The organism is Abyssicoccus albus, from assembly GCF_003815035.1.
In the GTDB taxonomy this organism is placed as follows: domain Bacteria; phylum Bacillota; class Bacilli; order Staphylococcales; family Abyssicoccaceae; genus Abyssicoccus; species Abyssicoccus albus.
The window spans coordinates 815,037-835,102 of record NZ_RKRK01000002.1 but is presented as its reverse complement, the minus strand read 5'-3'; the positions used below and the strand labels follow the sequence as shown (position 1 = coordinate 835,102).

The window sequence follows — 20,066 nt, the reverse complement described above, 5'->3', positions numbered from 1 at the left end:
TATGGATTTATATTATGATTTTTATTACTCGATGATATTTAAAATAAGGAAATATGGTTAAATTAACCTGGTAATCAGAGTAAATCGCAAATACTCTGAATACGGAAGGGAAATTGGTCGAAAATGGCCTCGTAATCAGAGTAAATCAAAAATACTCTGAATAGGAAGGGAAATTGGTCGAAAATGGCCTCGTAATCAGAGTAAATCGCAAATACTCTGAATACGTAAGGGAAATTGGTCGAAAATGGCCTCGTAATCAGAGTAAATCGCAAATACTCTGAATACGGAAGGAAAATTGGTCGAAAATGGTCTCGTAATCAGAGTAAATCGCAAATACTCTGAATACGGAAGGGAAAATGGTCGAAAATGACCTCGTAATCAGAGTAAATCAAAAATACTCTGAATACGAGAAGGCAATGAGACGAAATTCAAAATAAAGAAGTAGCGATAAAATTTGAAAACGATCAAATTTTATCGCTACTTTTATTGTCTGATAAATATAAATTATTGTTGGTTAAACGCATCAACCACTTCTTTTAATAAAGTATACGAATGGTGTTGCTTATCCGTATCATATATATACGTGACAGCCATTACTTCATCGATATGATAATCGTTAGTAAATTGTTTTAATTGTTCTAATGCTGTGTCTTTATCACCTAATAATGCTGTAGGGAATCTTGATTCTATCACTTGTTTTTCATAATCTGTCATGATTTGATCGATTTCATCTGTTGGTGGCATGAGTGGGTTTGATTCACTTCGTATGATATTTAAGATAAATTGTTGCATTGTTGTTGCTAAATGCTTTGCTTCGTCATTTGTTTCAGCAAGAATTGCATTCATTCCGGCAATAACATAAGGCTCATCTAAATATTCACTTGGTTCGAATTGATCACGATAAATTTCAATCGCTTCTTTTAACATTTGTGGTGCAAAGTGTGAAGCAAATGCATAAGGTAATCCAAGTGACGCGGCTAATCGTGCTGAATCTGTTGATGAGCCAAGGATGTATACAGGGACATGTGTATCCATTCCTGGATTGGCTTTAACAAAGCCTTGTTTAGACTGATCACCAAAAAATGTTAACAGTTGATTCACATCTTGAGGGAAACTATTGACATTACGCATGCCATCATCACGACGTAATGCATTGGCTGTAATTCGATCTGTTCCTGGTGCGCGTCCTAATCCTAAGTTTAGTCTGCCTTTGAATAAAGTTTCTAACGTACCAAATTGTTCCGCAACGACTAATGGAGAGTGGTTAGGTAACATAATTCCACCAGACCCGACAACTAATGTACTCGTATGTTGTAACGTATGTTGAATTAACGTGACCGTCGCACTACTTGCAAGGCCGAGTGTATTATGATGTTCGGCGATCCAATATCTTGAATAATCTAATGATTCTAGGTGTTGAGCTAAGTCAACCATTTCATCGATAGCATCTTTTACTGATTTGCCTTGTCTGATTGGCACTAAGTTTAAAGCAGAGACATTTAATTTTGACATATTTATTCCTTCTTTCTATACAATATAGAATCATAATATTGTATTTTGAGTTCTATTAGCTATTGTAAACGAAATGTTTTAAAGTGTTTAATTTTCTGCTTATTCAATTCATTTGCTATAATAAATTTAATCATATTTTGTTTAGGTATATATTGATATTAGTTAAAGGAGTGAATATAATGTATTTCGATTATGCGGCAACAACACCATTGGATCCAGTTGTAAAAGATCATATGGTAGATATCATTCATCAACAGTATGGTAATCCGTCTAGCCTTCATCGTTATGGAAGAGCAGCGCGTAAATTGATTGACGATGCTAGGGGAATAATTGGTCGGTATTTTGATGTGTCGACAGAGCAAGTGATTTTTACAAGTTCTGCGACCGAAGCGACAAATTTAGCGATTAAATCGAGTTTATTTTATAACAAACAAAAAGGTCGTCATATTATCACATCGAATGTGGAACATAGTTCTGTTAAAAACTTATTGAATGAACTAGAAGAGCACGAAGGATATGAAGTGACTCGTCTGCCTGTCGATGAAAATGGTTTGATACAAGCGGAACAAGTTCGGAATGCTTTAAGAGACGATACGGTGTTAGTGACGATGATGTTTGTAAATAATGAAACGGGTGTGATGTTGCCTGTTTATGAAGTCGGTGAGTTATTAGTCGATCATCAGGCATTCTTCCACGTCGATGCGGTTCAAGCGGTTGGGAGAATGACGTTTAATTTAGAAGATTTATGTGCAGATTATATGAGCATATCTGCCCATAAATTATATGGTCCAAAAGGGATTGGTGCATTACTTAAACGTGCAGACGCTCCGATTAAGCCGCTTATATATGGTGGAAGTCACGAGTTAGAGCGTCGTGCTGGGACGGAGAATGTCATTCATATTAGTGCGTTTGGTAAAGCGATCGAACGATTAGCTGAACAATCTAATGAACGAAACATTCATTGTTTACAGCTGAAAGAATTATTCATTAATACATTGCAACAATTAGAAGTTCCATTTGCAGTAAATGGTTCAATGAATAGTGTCGCACATATTTTAAATATCTATTTACCGTTTAAAACATCAGAAATAATACTCACTCAACTTGATTTGAAAGATGTTCACATTTCAGCGGGGAGTGCATGTACAGCTGGCGCATTACAACCGTCACATGTGTTGATGGCAATGTACGGTGAATCATCAGAACGCGTTACACATTCCATTCGTATAAGTCTAAGTCACATGACGACTGAAGATGAAGTCATCGCATTTGCAAATATTCTTAAAGGCATATATAATAATTCCTTATAAACTGCGATAGGCTATATCGAGAATAGGGAGGAGGAACACAATATGACAACCGAAAATAAAAAAAGAGTCGTTGTTGGAATGAGTGGTGGAGTAGACTCAAGTGTAACGGCTTTGTTGCTTAAACAGCAAGGGTATGAAGTGATCGGAATTTTCATGAAGAACTGGGATGACAGTCAAGATTCAGGGTTTTGTTCAGCAACAGAAGACTATAATGATGTGATAAAAGTTGCGAATCAATTAGATATTCCATATTACACTGTGAATTTTGAGAAGCAGTATTGGGACCATGTATTTACGTATTTCTTAGACGAATATAAGTTAGGTAGAACGCCCAATCCTGATGTAATGTGTAATAAAGAAATTAAATTCAAAGCATTTTTAAATTATGCATTCGAACTCGGTGCTGATTATGTTGCAACAGGTCATTATGCTAGAGTAACACGAAATGAAGAGGGTCAAGTTGCTCTACTTCGTGGCATTGATGAAAATAAGGATCAAACATACTTCTTAAATCAATTAACCCATGAACAACTGGATAAAGTGCTATTCCCTTTAGGGGAATATGATAAAAAAGAAGTTCGTGAAATTGCTTTGCAACATGATTTAGCAACAGCGAAAAAGAAAGACTCTACCGGTATTTGTTTTATCGGTGAAAGAGATTTCAAATCATTTTTACAAGAATTTCTACCGGCTAAACCAGGTCAAATGGAAACTTTAGATGGTGATGTAAAAGGAACACATGATGGACTGATGTACTATACAATCGGTCAACGTCATGGATTAGGCATTGGTGGTGACGGTGATCCATGGTTTGTCGTTGGCAAAGACTTAGAGCGTAACGTGCTCTTTGTTGAGCAAAGTTTTCATAATGATTATTTATACTCAGATGCACTCATTGCAGATCAATTAAATTTGCTTGAAAATGATAATTTAAAAGAATTTCACTGTACTGCTAAATTTAGATATCGCCAACAAGATCATGGTGTAACCGTACAACGTTTAGATGACGATACAGTGAAAGTCGTCTTTGACGAATCAGTCCGTGCGATTACTCCAGGACAAGCCGTTGTATTTTATGATGGAGATATCTGTTTAGGTGGCGCAACAATTAATGACGTGATAAAAAATGATCAAGTCTTGACGTACGTTAATTAGTGGTTGAAATTGCTGAAATAAGGATAGACCATTTTAGTATGCAGATAAGTTTAGTATACTAGTAATGAGTCTATTTTTATTTGAAGATTTATATAAAATGATAAGGATAAGGAAACGATATATTTTATATTACATTAGGTGATTAAATTTATGGACAATAGACAACAGAAAACGGACGAAGCAATTGATCGTTTGTTAAGTGTGATAAAAGAAGACGGTGAAAAGACAGAACATATGATTAATTTATCTGTGCTTTTGTTCGAGCGTGGCGCGTTCGAAGAAGCAGAAGGGATACTCATCAAACAGTTCGAGGTCGATTCCAATGATTTTAGAATTCCGTATACGTTAGGGAACTTTTATTACAATAAAGCAATCTTTGACAAAGCATTAGATTTATATCGACAAGCATATGAATTAAAGCAAGACGATAAAGATTTAAATTATATGTTAGCACAAACACTTTCACATACGTCGATGACAAAACTAGCACTGCCTTATTATATGACGGCTTTTGATTTATGTGATTCGTATGATGAAGATGTTTATTTTCAATATGCACTGAACCTTGCACAGAACGACATGATAGATGAAGCGCAACCAATCTTTGAGAACATTATTAAAAAAAATGATCAACATGATGATGCTTATTATAATTTAGCATTGATTCACTATTATCGTGAACAATTTGACCTTGCTGAACATAGTGTCACGAAAGCATTAGCTATTAATCCGAATCATTTCTTAGCATTAAAGCTTCAATCATCTTTATAATAGCCTATACCATTCCAATGAGGTGACAAGATGCAACAACAAACAGCTCAATCTTCTGCAATAGTAGGGATTGCAGAACGAATCATTTTTCATAATGCTGATAATGCATATACAGTACTGAATGTCACAATTAAAGATTCGACATTATCTCTAGAGGACGAAATCAATGTCATTGGTTTGATGCCTAACATTACTGAAGGAGAAGAGTATGAATTTATTGGCCAGTTGATTGAACACCCTAAATATGGTGAGCAATTTAAAGTGTCAACGTATAAAAAGAAACTCCCTTCTGATTACGATGCAGTAGTGAAGTATTTATCCAGTGATTTATTTCATGGTGTAGGTCTAAAGACAGCCCAGAAAGTTATAGAATCTTTAGGTAATGATGCATTAGAACGTATTTATAATAATGAGGCTGTATTGGAAGAAGTTAATATTAAAGACACTTTAAAGACTACGATTTATAAAGGAATCGTTGAAAATAGAGCAACCCAAGATATTATGATTCAATTAAATGAATGGGGTATTGGTCCGGAAGCAAGTGTTAAATTATATAAAACGTATAAAGAAGAGACCGTGGCCAGGATTCAAGAAAATCCTTTCCGCATCGTAAAAGATGTTCGCGGTATAGGATTTCACACGGCTGATAAGTTAGCTCAAAATATGGGCATGAGCTACGACCATCCTGAACGCATTTATGCTGGATTAATTCATACGATAGACCAATTTTGTCACCAAGAAGGTCATACATACATAACATCATTTGAATGGGTGATGTTAACAGATGAATTGTTAGACCTTTCTAACGATGAATCACTCTACAAAGAACATATATTACAATTGATTGAACGACAGGATATTTTTCAAGATGAAGACCGTTATTATATCCCCCAACTATACTATGCAGAACGACGGGCAAGTAAATTATTAAGACAAATGGTTGAAGACGAGCAGCATGTTGAATCGGGCTTTGATCAATCGCATATCGAAGAAACGATTGGTGAACTAGAGGATGAACTTGGTATAGAATACTCAAGCGCACAACGTGATGTATTATCTAATTTTATGGATCATTCCATCGTCATCTTATCTGGTGGTCCAGGGACTGGTAAGACAACAGTCATTAATGGTATCGTAAACTTATATTTAAGGCTTACCGATGCGCCAATTGAGTTGTCAGAATACGACGATGAAGAAGATTTTCCGATTCGGTTATGTGCTCCAACAGGACGAGCTGCAAAGCGTTTGAATGAAACAACTGGCTTGATGGCGTCTACCATTCATAGACTAATAGGATATGGTATTGATAGTTCTGAGACGGATGAATTAGATACTGAAATTAATGCGGAACTAATTATCGTTGATGAAATGTCGATGGTCGATACGTACTTGTTCTATCAATTATTACAATGTATTCAACCCGGAACTAAGATTATCTTTGTTGGCGATGAAGATCAACTCCCAAGTGTTGGGCCAGGATATGTGTTTCATGACTTAATTCAATCTAAATGCTTTAACCATACGAGGCTTGATCGGGTGTATCGTCAGCAAGAAGGGTCGTCCATAGTTCACTTAGCTCATCAAATGAAGAATGGTGAACATATCGATATAAGACAAAAATATAAAGATAGAACTTTCATACAATGTCACCAAGATGAAATTGCAGATAAGATTGATTGGGCTGTATCGAGTGGTATATCACGAGGACGTGATAAATCTGAATTCCAAGTGCTTGCTCCGATATATCGTGGGAGTGCTGGTATCAATCGACTGAATCAAGTGCTACAAAATAGACTAAATCCAAAAGATCCAACATTGAATGAAATTAAGATTAATGATGATTTATTGTACCGGGTCGGAGATAAAGTACTCCAATTGGTCAACAGACCGAATGATCAAGTATTTAATGGGGATATGGGGATTATCCAAACGATTGATGATGGGGTTGTAACAGTCGATTATCAAGGCAATAGTGTAGAATATCAACGGAAAGACCTAATTGAAATCACATTGGCATACGCATGCAGTATACATAAGTCTCAAGGGTCAGAATTCCCAATTGTGATTATGCCAGTCGTCAAAGGATATTATAGAATGCTTCAAAAGAGTATTCTGTATACAGGGATTACTCGAGCAAAAGAATCGTTATTACTTATAGGAGAACCCGAAGCCTTTAATATTGGTTTATCGAATAATAATATTGTGAGATATACGCATTTAAGCGAATATATTAAGGAACAGTTTAAAGCAGTCGATGTAAATCATAGAGAATATAAAGAGCAAATAGAAGTTGATCATGACGAAGATGATTTACATGAACATCAAGATGAAAATATCGCTAGACCATTTGTTCAACAAGTTAATCAAAACGAGTTTGAAAATATTCACCCGTCCATTGGTTGTGAGGAAGTATCTCCATATGATTTCATGCAAAAATGATGAAATCATTCAAAGGGTATTCATTGATTTTTTTTTTGATAATGATTATAATTTATATAACTCAACGATGAGAAATGACTTATATTAAGACTGAAACTATATGATATATTTAGCAAATTAATTCTATTAATGAATAATGATAAAAAGAGAGAACCTATTTGGTGAAAGGGTTCATTGACATATCATGCTACTTCAGTTTAATTTAATATATTACTAAGTGATAGGTGCTTTGCGTCTATAATTAGGGTGGTACCGCGGATACATTCGCCCCTGTGATATGGGTTGAATGTATTTTTTTTAATCGGAAATAATAGGAGTGATTTGATGAAAAATTTAACAGGTAATGAAATAAGACAAATGTTTTTGGATTTCTTTAAATCAAAAGGGCATCAAATAGAACCGAGTGCACCACTTGTGCCAATCGATGATGATACGCTGTTATGGATTAACTCGGGTGTCGCAACGTTAAAGAAATATTTCGATGGCCGTGTCATTCCAGATAACCCAAAAATCACCAACGCTCAAAAGTCAATTCGTACCAATGATGTTGAAAATGTAGGGTTTACAGCGCGACATCATACATTTTTTGAGATGCTTGGGAATTTTAGTATTGGTGATTATTTCAAGAAAGAAGCGATTGAGTTTGCGTATGAATTTTTGACAAGTCCAGAGTGGTTAGACTTAGACGAGGATAAAATTTACGTCACTATTCATCCAGAAGATGAAGAAGCTTATGCGTTGTGGCACGATATGATTGGATTAGATGATGGTCGAATTATTAGAATAGAAGGAAACTTCTGGGATATTGGAGTTGGTCCAAGTGGTCCAAATACAGAAATTTTTTATGATCGTGGTGAGGCATATGGTCAAAACGATCCAGCCAATGAAATGTATCCTGGTGGAGAGAACGAACGTTATTTAGAAATATGGAATCTTGTATTTAGTGAGTTCAATCATAATGAAGATAATACGTATACGCCATTACCAAAGCAAAACATTGATACCGGGATGGGTCTTGAACGTATTACTTCTGTCATCCAAAATACAGAAACTAATTATGAAACTGATCTCATATATCCGATTATTGAAAAAGTAGAATTTATGACGGATATTCGCTATACACAAGATGAATACAAGCCTCACTTTAAAATAATTAGTGATCATGTCAGAACGGTAACCTTTGCAATTGGAGATGGTGCGCTACCATCAAGTGAAGGTAGAGGATACATTTTGCGCCGTTTAATCCGTCGTGCTGTAAGGTTTGGGACGAAATTAAACTTTGATGAGCCATTTATGTATAAACTTGTTCCAATCGTCATTGATGTGATGCGTGAATTTTATCCAGAAGTGGAACAAAAAGCACAGTTGATTCAAGATGTGCTGAAATCTGAGGAAGCTAGATTTTTCGAAACGATTGAAGAGGGTGAAAAATTACTCTTACAATTAATTGAAGAAGCGAAATCGAATCAACATGAACTGAAAGGAAGAGATGTGTTCAAATTATATGACACATTCGGTTTCCCAGTGGAGTTGACGAGAGAATACGCTGAAGAACATCAATTGACAGTTGATGAAGAAGGCTTTAAACAAGAAATGCAAGCACAACAACAACGTGCTAGAGAAGCAAGGAATGTCTCAAGTAGTATGCAAGTTCAAAATGATGTCTTCAATGAGATTGAAGTAGATTCTGAATTTGTAGGGTATGAATCAACATCTATACAATCCACCGTATCGGTGATCGTTAAAGATGGTTCAATTGTTGATGCTTTAAATGAAGGTGACATTGGGCAAGTGATTCTCAAACAAACACCGTTCTATGCAGAAAGTGGTGGACAAGTTGCTGATCGTGGAATGATTTCTTCTAATGAGTGTGAAGTGAATGTCACTCAAGTGTCTAAAGCACCAAAAGGTCAGCATCTTCATCAAGTTGAAGTAAAATCAGGAACGTTAAAAACTGAAGCCGAAGTGAATGCACAGATTGACACAAAAAAGAGAACTTCAATTATGAAAAATCATACGGCAACGCATCTTTTACATCAAGTGCTTAAAGATGTTTTAGGTGATCATGTTAATCAGGCTGGTTCATTAGTAGATGCTGATAAATTACGCTTTGATTTTAGTCATTTCGGTAAGATTGATGAAGAGACATTGAGTCAAATCGAAGAGAAAGTCAATGAAAAGATATTTGAAGCATTAAATGTCGACATTCAATCCATGCCAATAGATGAAGCAAAAAAATTAGGTGCTATGGCATTATTTGGAGAGAAATATGGTGATATCGTTCGTGTCGTAAATATAGAGCCATACTCAATTGAACTTTGTGGTGGTACACACGTAACAAACACGAGTCAAGTTGGGTTATTCAAGATTACTTCTGAGTCAGGGACAGGTGCTGGTGTAAGAAGGATTGAAGCGATTACCGGGCATGTTGCATACGACTATTTGAATGATTACTTCGATAAGTTCAAATCTATTAAATCGACTATCAATGTTAAAGCAGATGATGATGTCATCTCTAAAGCGAAAAGTATGGCTGAAGAGATCAAAGTACAAGAAAAAGAAATTGCACAATTGAAAAAAGAAATCGCTAAAAGTCAGTCTTCAAATATTGCACAAGAAATAGAAGATATAAATGGTGTAAAAGTTTTAGTGACAACCGTTGAAGCAGATAATCCAAAAGTGTTACGTGAAATAGCAGATGATTATAAATCACAACTTAAATCGTATGTCATTTATTTGATGAGTCATCACGATGATAAAGTCTCGATGATTTGTAACGTATCTGATGATGTGACAGACCGTATTCAAGCTGGCCAAGTTGTTAAGGAAAGTGCTCCTTTAGTTGATGGCCGTGGTGGAGGTCGTAAAGATAGCGCACAAGGTGGAGGAACAAATATAGACAATATCTCAAACACATTACAGTTTGTTAAAGATATGATTAAAAGCAATGTTTAAATAGTAAAATAATGTATAGTGTTAATGTATCGAATAATAAATTTAGGGGTTGGTAAAATGAGCAACAAAGATTTAACGAAACGATTTGACCCTATTGAAAAAAAAGAAGATGTCAAAAGTGTATTAATTAATGTGTATAACACATTAAACGAACGTGGATACTCTCCAATAGACCAAATTGTCGGATATCTACAAAGTGGTGACCCTGCATATATTCCTAGACATAATGATGCGAGAAACCAAATCCGTTTATTAGATCGTGATGATATCATGGAAGAACTTGTAAATAATTACATTTCAAACAATATTGGTACAAATGACAAATAGGGTACTTGGAATAGATTACGGCTTAAGACGTGTTGGTATTGCAGTGAGTGATTTATTAGGTTGGACTGCACAAGGTCTTGAAACGATTGAAGTTAACGTAAATAAAGAAGATTATGGCATTGATCGTTTGAAAGAAATTGTATTTGAGTATGACATTCAACATATCGTTCTAGGGATGCCGAAAAATATGAATAACTCTGTCGGGTTTCGAGGTGAAGAGACGATGGAGTATTATAATATATTACAAAACGAATTACCCTATGTTAAAATTACTTTATGGGATGAACGCTTAAGTACGATGGGTGCTTCTAGAGCATTGTTAGAAGCGGATGTCTCACGTAAAAAAAGGAAAAATGTTATCGATAAAATGGCCGCAGTATTTATACTACAAGGTTATCTTGATAGCCAACAATGAGGAGAGATTGATATGACGAATGAACAACATTTCGAAGAAGAGTTATTAACATTATATGATGAAGAAGGAAATGAAGTATTATACCGTAAAATGTTAGAGTTCCATAGTGATCAATTTGATAAAGATTACATCATTTTAGCAGAAGAAGGCACTCAAGAAGAAGAAGAGTTAGAATTGATTCCAATGATTAATATTCCTGATGAAGATGGTGAAGGTGGTAAGCTTTTACCGGTAGAGACGGATGAAGAATGGGATATGATTGAAGAAGTCGTAGGTGCTCAAATGGACTTAGGTGAAGAAGACTTCGAAGCTTAAGAATTTAAGATAGTAAAATACTTTAAAATGATCAGCTCATGAGTGATTAATGAGCTGATATTTTCATGTAATAAAGCAAATTATAATGTATTATGTTATGATACACTAAATATATTATATATGAGTGAGGATTTTATGAATGAACAATAACTTTAACGAAGTAGAAAAAGCACGTAGTTTTTCTAGTATATTATCATTAATCATTATTGGTGTGCTTTCGATTGTCTTAATATTGTTAGCGTTGTGGATGTTCTTTTATGTGAAAAGTGGATTAAGCCCTGCAGATAAAGGAAATACTAAAACAAAGGAAATTGAAATTGCTCAAGGAGCTTCATCAACACAAATATCAGAGCAACTTGAAAAAGAAGGCATTATTAATAATGCAACGATATTTAAACTATTTTTGAAATTTAATAACTATAATGATTACAAGTCAGGTCAATATGACTTATCTCCGTCGATGACGTTAGATGATATAGCAAAAAGTATGGAAGAAGGCGAAGTGTATAAGCCAGTATTATTCCAAATTGCAATTCCAGAAGGTTACACAATCGAACAGATTGCAAAGAAAGTTGCGGATAAAACAAATATTACTGAAAAAGATTTTATCAATAAGACGAAAGATAAAGCGTTTATCAAATCATTACAAAAAGAGTATAAAGGTATGATTAGTGATGATGTCTTTGGTAAGTCGGTAAAATTCCCACTTGAAGGGTATCTATTCCCAGCAACGTATGATTTTACAGAAGAGAAGCCGAGTGCTGAAACAATCATCAAAAAAATGATTGAAGCAACTTATAATAACAGTTATGCAAAGTATAAATCTTTAAATAACCAAATGACATATACTTTTGAAGGAGAGTCTAAGAAGATGTCCTTCCATGATTTATTAACTTTATCATCAATGGTTGAGCGTGAAGCGACAAGTCTAGCTGATCGTGCGAAAATTGCTTCAGTATTTTATAATCGTATGGAAATTGCACCAACTTCGATGCCACTTCAGACGGACCCAACGGTGTTATACGCATTAGGTGAACATAAAAGTCGTACGATGTATGAAGATCTAGAAGTAGATTCACCATATAATACTTATAAAAACAAAGGATTAACTCCAGGACCGATTGCGGCACCTGGTATTCAATCAATCGATAGTGTTATTGAACCGGCAACCACTGATTATCTTTACTTCTTAGCGGATAAAGAAGGTAAAAACCATTTTGCAACAACGCTTGATGAGCATAATGAAAATAAAGCGAAGTATATTACGAATGAATAACCTTTCATTTTGAGACCTAATATGTTAAAATACATTGAAGTTAATAGTATAGTAATGATAATAAACTGACTGGCAACGTATGTTGTCAGTTAGTCTTTTATATGTGGAGTGAAATGTTTTGATTAATCGATCATTAGATCATAATTATTTAGAACGCATGCATTTGGACAATATTCCTTACAAAGATTTACGAAATGATGCATTAGATCAATATGTCCCAATTATTGAAGATGATGCATTGATGTTAATTAGACAACTCATTCAAGTGACGAAACCGACAACAGTATTAGAGCTTGGAGCTGCAGTCGGTTACAGTGCATTAAGTTTTATTTACGGTAACCCATCGTTAGCGTTATATACAATTGAAAGAGATAAAGTACGAATTCAACAGTGTAAAGATAATTTAAATCAATATGACCAATTGAACCAAGTGAGCTTGATAGAAGGTGACATTTTTGAGTGCTACGATGAAGTGAAACGTTTATCATTAGATTTACTTTTTATCGACGCAAGTAAAACGAATATTCAAAAGATGTTCGACTTATATGCACCACTTGTCAAATCTGGTGGGATGATTATAACGGATAATGTGTTGTTCCAAGGTTATGTGATGAGTGAAGATGAACAAGTTCCGAAGAAACATCTTAAAGTTGCACGAAATATTAGAGCGTATAATGAGTATGTCCATACATTACAAGGTTACCAATCATCGATATATTCAATCGGTGATGGATTGATGGTGACGATAAAGGAGTGAAGACAATGAATGAATTATTAGTAACGCCGAAATCTGTTGAACATGCACTACATTTATTTAAGATCGGCGCAGATGCAGTACTCGTTGGTGAAGATCAATTTTCATTAAGGTTACCGACTTCGATGTCGATAGATGAAATTAAAGAGGTCGTAGCGAATAAAGCAGATAAAAAGGTTTATGTAAATATGAATGCTGTATTTCATAATGAACATTTACAATCTGTTGAAACATATATGAAATCACTGATGGAAGTAGATATAGATGGTATATATTTTGGAGATCCTTCAATTGTTATGTACAATAAGGAGCTCGTACACCCATTCGAATTAATATGGAATGCAGAAACAATTGCAACGAATAGCTTCCAATGTGATTATTGGTTTGATCGAGGTGCGGTGAGAAGTTATTTAGCACGTGAACTGAATGAAGATGAAATGATTGAAATTAAACAATTAACGAAAGCACAAGTTGAAATACAAGTGCATGGTGCGACATGTATGTTTCATTCAAAACGACCATTATTAGGTCATTACTATTTGTACCAAGAGAAAGCGATGAAAATTGAAAATAGAGATCAACCTGATAGTATGTTGTTGTATGATGAGGAACGTGGCAATAAATATCCGATTTATGAAGATGTCCAAGGAACACATATCTTCTCTCCGAACGATATGATGTTGCTTGAAGAGTTAGAAGTATTTTTAGAGGCAAATATCGATGTATTTAGAATAGATGGTATTTTACGAAATGAAGATTATATCAATGAAGTAACCAAAAATTATCGCAAAGCAATTGATTTATATCATGAAGATAGAGATGCTTTTCATGATGAGCTGTTTGATTTAGCAATGAATATTGAAGAAATTCAACCAACTTATCGTCCTTTAGATACAGGATTTATGTTTAAGCAAACGGTTTATTAGTGATCAGAGATCTTAAAGGAGGTTTTACAATGGCAGTATTAACAGAAGAACAATTAAAATCTAACAAAACGTTACTTAAGAAACCTGAATTATTAGCGCCAGCTGGAAATTTAGAAAAATTAAAAGTGGCCGTTCATTATGGTGCCGATGCTGTGTTCTTAGGTGGGCAAGAATTTGGATTAAGAAGTAACGCGGACAATTTTACAATTGAAGAGATTCGTGAAGGTGTTGAATTCGCCAATCAATATAATGCGAAAATTTATGTGACGACCAATATTTTTGCACATAACGAAAACTTTGATGGATTAGATGAATATTTATTACAATTACAAAATGCAGGTGTTACAGGTATTATCGTGGCAGATCCATTTATTATTGAAGCATGTAAACGTGTTGCACCTCAATTAGAAATTCATTTGAGTACTCAACAAAGTTTGAGTAATTATAAAGCTGTTGAATATTGGAAGAGTGAAGGGTTGGAGCGTGTTGTACTAGCGCGTGAAACGAGTGCAGAAGAAATGCAACAAATTAAAGACAAAGTAGACATTGAGATTGAAGCGTTTATTCACGGTGCAATGTGTATTGCATATTCAGGACGATGTACTTTAAGTAATCATATGACCGCAAGAGATTCTAACCGTGGGGGTTGTTGTCAGTCTTGTCGTTGGGATTACGATTTATTATCCATTGAAGATGATGATTCTCTTGATTTCGTATACGGTGAAGAAGCGACACCATTTGCGATGAGCCCGAAAGATTTGAAATTAATTGAATCGATCCCAAAAATGATGGATATTGGCATCGATTCTTTAAAGATTGAAGGACGAATGAAGTCAATTCATTATATTGCGACAGTTGTACGAGTTTATCGTAAAGTCATTGATGAATATTATAACGATCCTGATAATTTCAAAATTGATCCTGAATGGTTGATTGAATTAGATAAATGTGCGAACCGTGATACTGCTCCGGCCTTCTTTGAAGGGGTACCATCCGTTGATGAACAAATGTTTGGAGACGGACAAAAAAGAAAAAATAGCCATGATTTCTGCGGCTTAGTCATAGACTATAATGAAGAAACTGAAATGGCAACGATTCAACAAAGAAATCACTTTAAACCAGGTGAGGTTATTGAGTTCTTTGGACCTGAAATTGATAACTTCGCAGTTACTGTGGAAGCAATTTATGATGAAGAAGGAGAATCACTTGATGCTGCTCGTCATCCATTACAGATTGTTCAAATCCCAATGAAGCAAAAAGTTTATCCACATAACATGATGAGAAAGGAACTATAACGATGACTGAAGCGACAATTATTGGTATCGCGGGTGGAAGTGGTTCTGGTAAGACGAGTGTAACTCGAAAAATTATGAATCAATTAAGCCATTTAAACATTGGATTGATTGAACAAGATTATTATTATAAAGACCAAAGCCATTTAACGTTTGAAGAGCGATTAGAGACAAATTATGACCATCCATTTGCATTTGATAACGATTTGTTTGTAGAACATTTAGAGCAAATAAAAAATAAGCACCATGTAGAAGTGCCAACGTATGATTATAAAGTCCACACTAGAAGTGAGAAAACGCTTTCAATTCTGCCGAAAGATGTTATGATAGTGGAAGGCATATTTGTACTTGAAGATCAGCGGTTACGTGATTTAATGGATGTTAAGGTCTATGTTGATACCGATGCGGATATTAGAATCTTAAGACGCATTATGCGTGACATGAAAGAACGAGATCGTTCAATCGAATCTATTATTGATCAATACATGACGGTAGTAAGACCGATGCACAATCAATTTATAGAACCAACGAAGCGATATGCTGATATCATCGTACCCGAAGGTGGTAGTAATGAAGTTGCAATTGATTTACTTTCGACTAAAATATTAAGCATTGCTAGAGAGACAAAACCAGTCGACCCATCAATATATCAAAAATAATAATTTATATTATATATAGAAAGAGGAATGTAGTATGGATACGAAGAAAGAATACCCGATGACACAAGAAGGTTATGACAAATTAGAAAAAGATTTAGAAATTTATAAAACTGAAAAAAGACCAGAAGTCGTTGAAAAAATTAAAGTAGCACGTAGTTTCGGTGATTTATCTGAGAACTCAGAGTATGATGCAGCTAAGGATGAACAAGGATTTATCGAACAGGAAATCACTAAAATGGAAACAATGCTTCGTCATGCAGTCATTATCGAAGCGAATAAGAATTCAGATGAAGTACAACTTGGTAAAATGGTAACATTTATAGAAGTACCTGATGGTGATGAAGAAAGCTATCAAATCGTAGGAAGTGCTGAAGCAGATCCATTTGAAGGTAAGATCTCAAATGAAAGCCCGATTGCGAAAACATTACTTGGTAAAAAAGTTGGAGATAAAGTGACAGTACCATTACCTAATGGTTCATCAATGGACGTTGAAATTAAAAGTGTTAAATAATGACCTAGAGAAATGAGGGTAATTCAATGATTGCAATTATCGGTGCAATGCAAGAAGAAATTGATATATTAATCGATGAGATGACAGAAGTACAACAAATGAAGATGGGTGAAACGGACTTTTATCAAGGACAATTGAATGGACGTGATGTTGTCGTGTCTTTGGCTGGTATAGGGAAGGTTAATGCAGCACTTACGACGACAATTCTAATTCAGAAATATAATCCATCACGCGTAATCAATATTGGTGTTGCTGGAAGCTTGAGCAATAAAGTGAACGTTTTAGATACAGTTTATTCGACGGAGTGTACATATCACGATGTCAATGCAACACATTTTGGTTATGACATTGGACAAGTTCCTCAAATGGTTAAATCATTTATTTCAGATGAATATATGTTAGAACAAATGGAGTCTGTATTAGATCAACTACCGTATCCAATTCATAAAGGACAAGTCACGAGTGGAGATCAATTTATCGGAACGATAGAGCAAAAAAATAAAGTCACTGAAGTTCAGCCAGAAGCGATTGCGGTCGATATGGAATCAACAGCAATCGCACATGTTTGTCATCGACATCAGACACCATTTTTGATTATTCGTTCAATTTCTGATAATGCCAATGGTGAAGCGATGGATTCGTATGAAGAATTCTTAGAGGAATCTTGCAAACGTGCATCAAACATTGTAAAATTACTATTGAGGAATATGATAGATTAATTTCTATATCGGAGGCGACATTATGATTTTCATCATGGCAACAGCACTTGTGTTAACAGCAGTGATAGGATTTCTAATTTACACAGATACAGAAGTAGAAGAGACTAGCGAACATCAAATTTATGAATAATTCATTAAACCTCGTCAGCTGTCGAGGTTTTTTGTTTTTATTTAACCTCTATTTTCGATACGATATAGTTGAATTTAAATAAATTGAGTGCAGAGAATTTTATTAGTGAGGATTAATAATATATGAAAAAACAACTTCAAAATACAATCACTCATCATTTCATGCCGAATGAATTTGTTGATAATATATTTGAAATAACTCCTGAGCTTATTAAAGGATTGAATAAAAAAGCGATTATTACCGATTTAGATAATACATTAGTCGGGTGGGATACACCTAGTGCAACAGATGAAGTGAAAGAATGGTTTCACCGAATGAATGAGAATGGTATTAAGATTACAGTTGTATCCAATAACAATTCAGAACGAGTTAAAGCATTTTGTGATCCGCATGATATTGAGTTTATTGCAAGAGCACAAAAACCACGACGTAAAAGTTTAAAAAAAGCGTTGTCACAAATGGAGATGAATTCAGATGATACTGTATTAATTGGTGATCAAATGATGACTGATGTATTAGGTGGAAATCGTTTAGGATTATACACGATACTTGTTGTTCCGGTAAAAAACTCTGATGGTATGTCAACGAAAATAAATCGTATGTTAGAACGACGCGTGTTAAAATATTTCGAACGTAATAACTTGTTAAATAAAGGAGAAGATGACAATTCAAACATATAAGTGTATAGGTTGTGGTACAGCGCTTCAATCTGATCACCCTGATGCAGCAGGGTATGTTCCAAAAAGTGCGATAGATAAAGAAGATATAATATGTAAGCGTTGTTTTAGATTAAAGCATTATAATGAAGTACAAGATGTGAATATATCTGATGAACAATTTGAAAATATTATTCGTGGTTTGAAAGATGTCAATGGCCTTATTGTTAAAGTGGTTGATGCATATGATATTGAAGGCAGTTGGATTGAAGATTTGAATCATCTGATTGGTCGGAAAGATTTAATTCTTGTCATTAATAAAATGGATATATTACCTCACGCGATGAACCATACACGATTTAAACAATGGGTATACAAACGTTTGAAAGAAAATAAAATTAAAGTGTTAGACATCGTGTTGATGAGTGCGATTAAAGGCAACGGACTAACTGAATTAATGGAATCAATTGTGAAACATCAACTTGATCGTGACGTATACATTATAGGGACTACGAATGTTGGGAAGTCAACATTGATTAATAAATTGATTGAATCATCCGTTGGAGATAAAGATGTTGTGACGACTTCATTTTTTCCAGGCACGACTTTAGATATGATTGATATCCCGCTAGACGAGAATCACTTTATATTTGATACACCTGGGATAGTTTACCCACATCAACTGAGCTACTATTTATCGAGAGATGATTTAAAACTTGTCACGCCAAAGAAAGAAATTAAACAAAGAATCTTCCAATTATCGAGTGATCAGTCAGTATTTATTGGTGGGTTTGCAAGAATTTCAGTTGAATTTACTACAGATGACGAACGATTACCATTTGTATTTTTTCAAAACAATGAAATTCACTTACATCGAAGAAAGACAGAAGATAGTGATGCATTTTGGTTAGAACATATCGGTGGGCTTTTGACACCGCCAACGTCATCGATAGAGAATCTGAAAGATTCATTACAAACATATCGGTTTAATGCTGGCCAAGAGCGGTTAGATATTGTCATTTCAGGACTTGGATTTATAACGATTCCAGCATATGCTGCAATCGAAGTGACGACATTAAATCGCTTGAAAGTAGAATCAAGAATATCAATATTTGAGGGATAGGTGAAAGATAATGAATTACGGTTTAATTGGTGATCCAATCACACATTCATTATCACCATCGATACACAATAGAAATTTCGGTGCATTAAATGAATCATCAATTTATCATTTGTATGAAGACTACTCAATAGAAAAGTCATTGAAAGAATTTATGGAAGTCAATGATATTAAAGGTTTGAATGTTACATTTCCATACAAAAGTGTAGTGCTAAAAGATTTAAATGAACTCACTCCGATTAGTAAGCAATTAGGTAGTGTCAATACAATATTGAGAAATCATGATCAATTAATTGGTCATACGACAGATGGATTAGGTTTCATTGATGCATATAAAGAGATGATTATAGATAGTGAACACATTCTTTTAATTGGCTTTGGAGGCGCTTGTAAGCCAATCTTTTATGAACTGACGAAGTTGAACAAGGACATCACAATCATGAAGCGTAATATCTCCGAGTGCCAATATGAACCATTTATACATGATGAATCTAGAAGTGAGGTTAAAACAGTTGAGTTTGATCCTAATCATGTATTAGATGGTTACTGTTTAGTCGTCAATACAACACCTGTCGGAATGAATGATGAGATGGTCTTAACTAATTTTAATGTATTGCCAAAGTATGCCATTGATATTATTTATAAACCACTGATGACTCCATGGCTTGAGAGAATGAAATTACATGGTGTTACAGTGGATCATGGTATTGGAATGCTCGTACATCAAGCAGCACATGCTTACCACTTCTGGACATCAAGACAAGCGAGAATCGATTCAATGATTGAGGCAGTCCAAGACACTTTAAACTAACATTTATAATTGT

At 34.7% G+C, this 20,066-nt stretch carries 19 protein-coding genes; 18 read left to right on the top strand and 1 reads right to left on the bottom strand.

Annotated elements, in window-relative coordinates:
* Nucleotides 1-504 precede the first annotated feature (504 nt).
* Entirely contained in the window at nucleotides 505-1,512 is a 1,008-nt protein-coding gene (locus tag EDD62_RS04070; protein ID WP_123807628.1) for an LLM class flavin-dependent oxidoreductase, read from the bottom strand.
* Nucleotides 1,513-1,691: 179 nt separating this feature from the next.
* On the opposite strand from EDD62_RS04070, the gene EDD62_RS04065 reads away from it, so the two are divergent.
* The 18 genes from EDD62_RS04065 (at nucleotide 1,692) to EDD62_RS03980 (ending at nucleotide 20,053) form a co-directional block, all read left to right on the top strand.
* Entirely contained in the window at nucleotides 1,692-2,822 is a 1,131-nt protein-coding gene (locus tag EDD62_RS04065; RefSeq protein ID WP_123807627.1) for a cysteine desulfurase family protein, read from the top strand.
* 42 nt (nucleotides 2,823-2,864) lie between these two features.
* Nucleotides 2,865-3,977: a tRNA 2-thiouridine(34) synthase MnmA gene (mnmA, locus tag EDD62_RS04060; RefSeq protein ID WP_123807626.1), complete on the top strand. Its 1,113-nt coding sequence runs from the start codon at nucleotides 2,865-2,867 to the stop codon at nucleotides 3,975-3,977.
* Nucleotides 3,978-4,127: 150 nt separating this feature from the next.
* On the top strand, nucleotides 4,128-4,748 hold the full coding sequence (locus EDD62_RS04055; protein ID WP_123807625.1) for a tetratricopeptide repeat protein: 621 nt from the start codon (nucleotides 4,128-4,130) through the stop codon (nucleotides 4,746-4,748).
* 30 nt (nucleotides 4,749-4,778) lie between these two features.
* Entirely contained in the window at nucleotides 4,779-7,187 is a 2,409-nt protein-coding gene (recD2, locus tag EDD62_RS04050) for an SF1B family DNA helicase RecD2 (RefSeq protein ID WP_123807624.1), read from the top strand.
* 324 nt (nucleotides 7,188-7,511) lie between these two features.
* Nucleotides 7,512-10,142 carry an alanine--tRNA ligase gene (alaS, locus tag EDD62_RS04045; RefSeq protein WP_123807623.1) on the top strand — a complete coding sequence of 877 codons (2,631 nt, stop codon included), beginning with the start codon at nucleotides 7,512-7,514 and terminating at the stop codon, nucleotides 10,140-10,142.
* A gap of 57 nt (nucleotides 10,143-10,199) precedes the next feature.
* Nucleotides 10,200-10,469, top strand: coding sequence for an IreB family regulatory phosphoprotein (locus EDD62_RS04040; RefSeq protein ID WP_077140099.1), 270 nt, complete (start codon nucleotides 10,200-10,202; stop codon nucleotides 10,467-10,469).
* Nucleotides 10,459-10,884, top strand: a complete 426-nt coding sequence (gene ruvX, locus EDD62_RS04035) for a Holliday junction resolvase RuvX (protein ID WP_123807622.1) — start codon at nucleotides 10,459-10,461, stop codon at nucleotides 10,882-10,884. The genes EDD62_RS04040 and ruvX overlap by 11 nt, the downstream gene beginning before the upstream one ends.
* A 12-nt stretch (nucleotides 10,885-10,896) precedes the next feature.
* Nucleotides 10,897-11,199: a DUF1292 domain-containing protein gene (locus EDD62_RS04030; RefSeq protein ID WP_077140101.1), complete on the top strand. Its 303-nt coding sequence runs from the start codon at nucleotides 10,897-10,899 to the stop codon at nucleotides 11,197-11,199.
* 139 nt (nucleotides 11,200-11,338) lie between these two features.
* Nucleotides 11,339-12,475 carry an endolytic transglycosylase MltG gene (gene mltG / locus EDD62_RS04025; RefSeq protein WP_123807621.1) on the top strand — a complete coding sequence of 379 codons (1,137 nt, stop codon included), beginning with the start codon at nucleotides 11,339-11,341 and terminating at the stop codon, nucleotides 12,473-12,475.
* A gap of 118 nt (nucleotides 12,476-12,593) precedes the next feature.
* Nucleotides 12,594-13,232: an O-methyltransferase gene (locus tag EDD62_RS04020; protein WP_123807620.1), complete on the top strand. Its 639-nt coding sequence runs from the start codon at nucleotides 12,594-12,596 to the stop codon at nucleotides 13,230-13,232.
* Nucleotides 13,233-13,237: 5 nt separating this feature from the next.
* Nucleotides 13,238-14,155 (top strand): peptidase U32 family protein, encoded by a 918-nt coding sequence (locus tag EDD62_RS04015; RefSeq protein WP_123807619.1) that lies wholly within the window; start codon nucleotides 13,238-13,240, stop codon nucleotides 14,153-14,155.
* Nucleotides 14,156-14,184: 29 nt separating this feature from the next.
* Nucleotides 14,185-15,450 carry a peptidase U32 family protein gene (locus EDD62_RS04010; RefSeq protein ID WP_123807618.1) on the top strand — a complete coding sequence of 422 codons (1,266 nt, stop codon included), beginning with the start codon at nucleotides 14,185-14,187 and terminating at the stop codon, nucleotides 15,448-15,450.
* A 2-nt stretch (nucleotides 15,451-15,452) separates the two neighbouring features.
* The gene (gene udk, locus EDD62_RS04005) at nucleotides 15,453-16,106 is read left to right on the top strand and encodes a uridine kinase (RefSeq protein ID WP_123807617.1); all 654 of its coding nucleotides are present in this window, start codon (nucleotides 15,453-15,455) and stop codon (nucleotides 16,104-16,106) included.
* A gap of 34 nt (nucleotides 16,107-16,140) precedes the next feature.
* A complete protein-coding gene (greA, locus tag EDD62_RS04000) occupies nucleotides 16,141-16,617 on the top strand; it encodes a transcription elongation factor GreA (protein WP_077140107.1) in 477 nt (158 codons plus the stop codon).
* A gap of 26 nt (nucleotides 16,618-16,643) precedes the next feature.
* Nucleotides 16,644-17,336, top strand: coding sequence for a 5'-methylthioadenosine/adenosylhomocysteine nucleosidase (locus tag EDD62_RS03995; RefSeq protein WP_123807616.1), 693 nt, complete (start codon nucleotides 16,644-16,646; stop codon nucleotides 17,334-17,336).
* Nucleotides 17,337-17,588: 252 nt separating this feature from the next.
* On the top strand, nucleotides 17,589-18,146 hold the full coding sequence (locus EDD62_RS03990) for a YqeG family HAD IIIA-type phosphatase (protein WP_123807615.1): 558 nt from the start codon (nucleotides 17,589-17,591) through the stop codon (nucleotides 18,144-18,146).
* Nucleotides 18,127-19,245, top strand: a complete 1,119-nt coding sequence (gene yqeH, locus EDD62_RS03985; protein WP_123807614.1) for a ribosome biogenesis GTPase YqeH — start codon at nucleotides 18,127-18,129, stop codon at nucleotides 19,243-19,245. The genes EDD62_RS03990 and yqeH overlap by 20 nt, the downstream gene beginning before the upstream one ends.
* Before the next feature lie 10 nt (nucleotides 19,246-19,255).
* Complete coding sequence (locus tag EDD62_RS03980) at nucleotides 19,256-20,053, top strand: shikimate dehydrogenase family protein (protein WP_123807613.1); 798 nt, start codon at nucleotides 19,256-19,258, stop codon at nucleotides 20,051-20,053.
* Nucleotides 20,054-20,066 lie beyond the last annotated feature (13 nt).

Bases quoted from the DNA above. Each gene is read 5' to 3' on its own strand.
- EDD62_RS04070 (WP_123807628.1), bottom strand. From the start codon at position 1,512: ATGTCAAAATTAAATGTCTCTGCTTTAAACTTAGTGCCAATCAGACAA.
- EDD62_RS04065 (WP_123807627.1), top strand. From the start codon at position 1,692: ATGTATTTCGATTATGCGGCAACAACACCATTGGATCCAGTTGTAAAA.
- mnmA (WP_123807626.1), top strand. From the start codon at position 2,865: ATGACAACCGAAAATAAAAAAAGAGTCGTTGTTGGAATGAGTGGTGGA.
- EDD62_RS04055 (WP_123807625.1), top strand. From the start codon at position 4,128: ATGGACAATAGACAACAGAAAACGGACGAAGCAATTGATCGTTTGTTA.
- recD2 (WP_123807624.1), top strand. From the start codon at position 4,779: ATGCAACAACAAACAGCTCAATCTTCTGCAATAGTAGGGATTGCAGAA.
- alaS (WP_123807623.1), top strand. From the start codon at position 7,512: ATGAAAAATTTAACAGGTAATGAAATAAGACAAATGTTTTTGGATTTC.
- EDD62_RS04040 (WP_077140099.1), top strand. From the start codon at position 10,200: ATGAGCAACAAAGATTTAACGAAACGATTTGACCCTATTGAAAAAAAA.
- ruvX (WP_123807622.1), top strand. From the start codon at position 10,459: ATGACAAATAGGGTACTTGGAATAGATTACGGCTTAAGACGTGTTGGT.
- EDD62_RS04030 (WP_077140101.1), top strand. From the start codon at position 10,897: ATGACGAATGAACAACATTTCGAAGAAGAGTTATTAACATTATATGAT.
- mltG (WP_123807621.1), top strand. From the start codon at position 11,339: ATGAACAATAACTTTAACGAAGTAGAAAAAGCACGTAGTTTTTCTAGT.
- EDD62_RS04015 (WP_123807619.1), top strand. From the start codon at position 13,238: ATGAATGAATTATTAGTAACGCCGAAATCTGTTGAACATGCACTACAT.
- EDD62_RS04010 (WP_123807618.1), top strand. From the start codon at position 14,185: ATGGCAGTATTAACAGAAGAACAATTAAAATCTAACAAAACGTTACTT.
- udk (WP_123807617.1), top strand. From the start codon at position 15,453: ATGACTGAAGCGACAATTATTGGTATCGCGGGTGGAAGTGGTTCTGGT.
- greA (WP_077140107.1), top strand. From the start codon at position 16,141: ATGGATACGAAGAAAGAATACCCGATGACACAAGAAGGTTATGACAAA.
- EDD62_RS03995 (WP_123807616.1), top strand. From the start codon at position 16,644: ATGATTGCAATTATCGGTGCAATGCAAGAAGAAATTGATATATTAATC.
- EDD62_RS03990 (WP_123807615.1), top strand. From the start codon at position 17,589: ATGAAAAAACAACTTCAAAATACAATCACTCATCATTTCATGCCGAAT.
- yqeH (WP_123807614.1), top strand. From the start codon at position 18,127: ATGACAATTCAAACATATAAGTGTATAGGTTGTGGTACAGCGCTTCAA.
- EDD62_RS03980 (WP_123807613.1), top strand. From the start codon at position 19,256: ATGAATTACGGTTTAATTGGTGATCCAATCACACATTCATTATCACCA.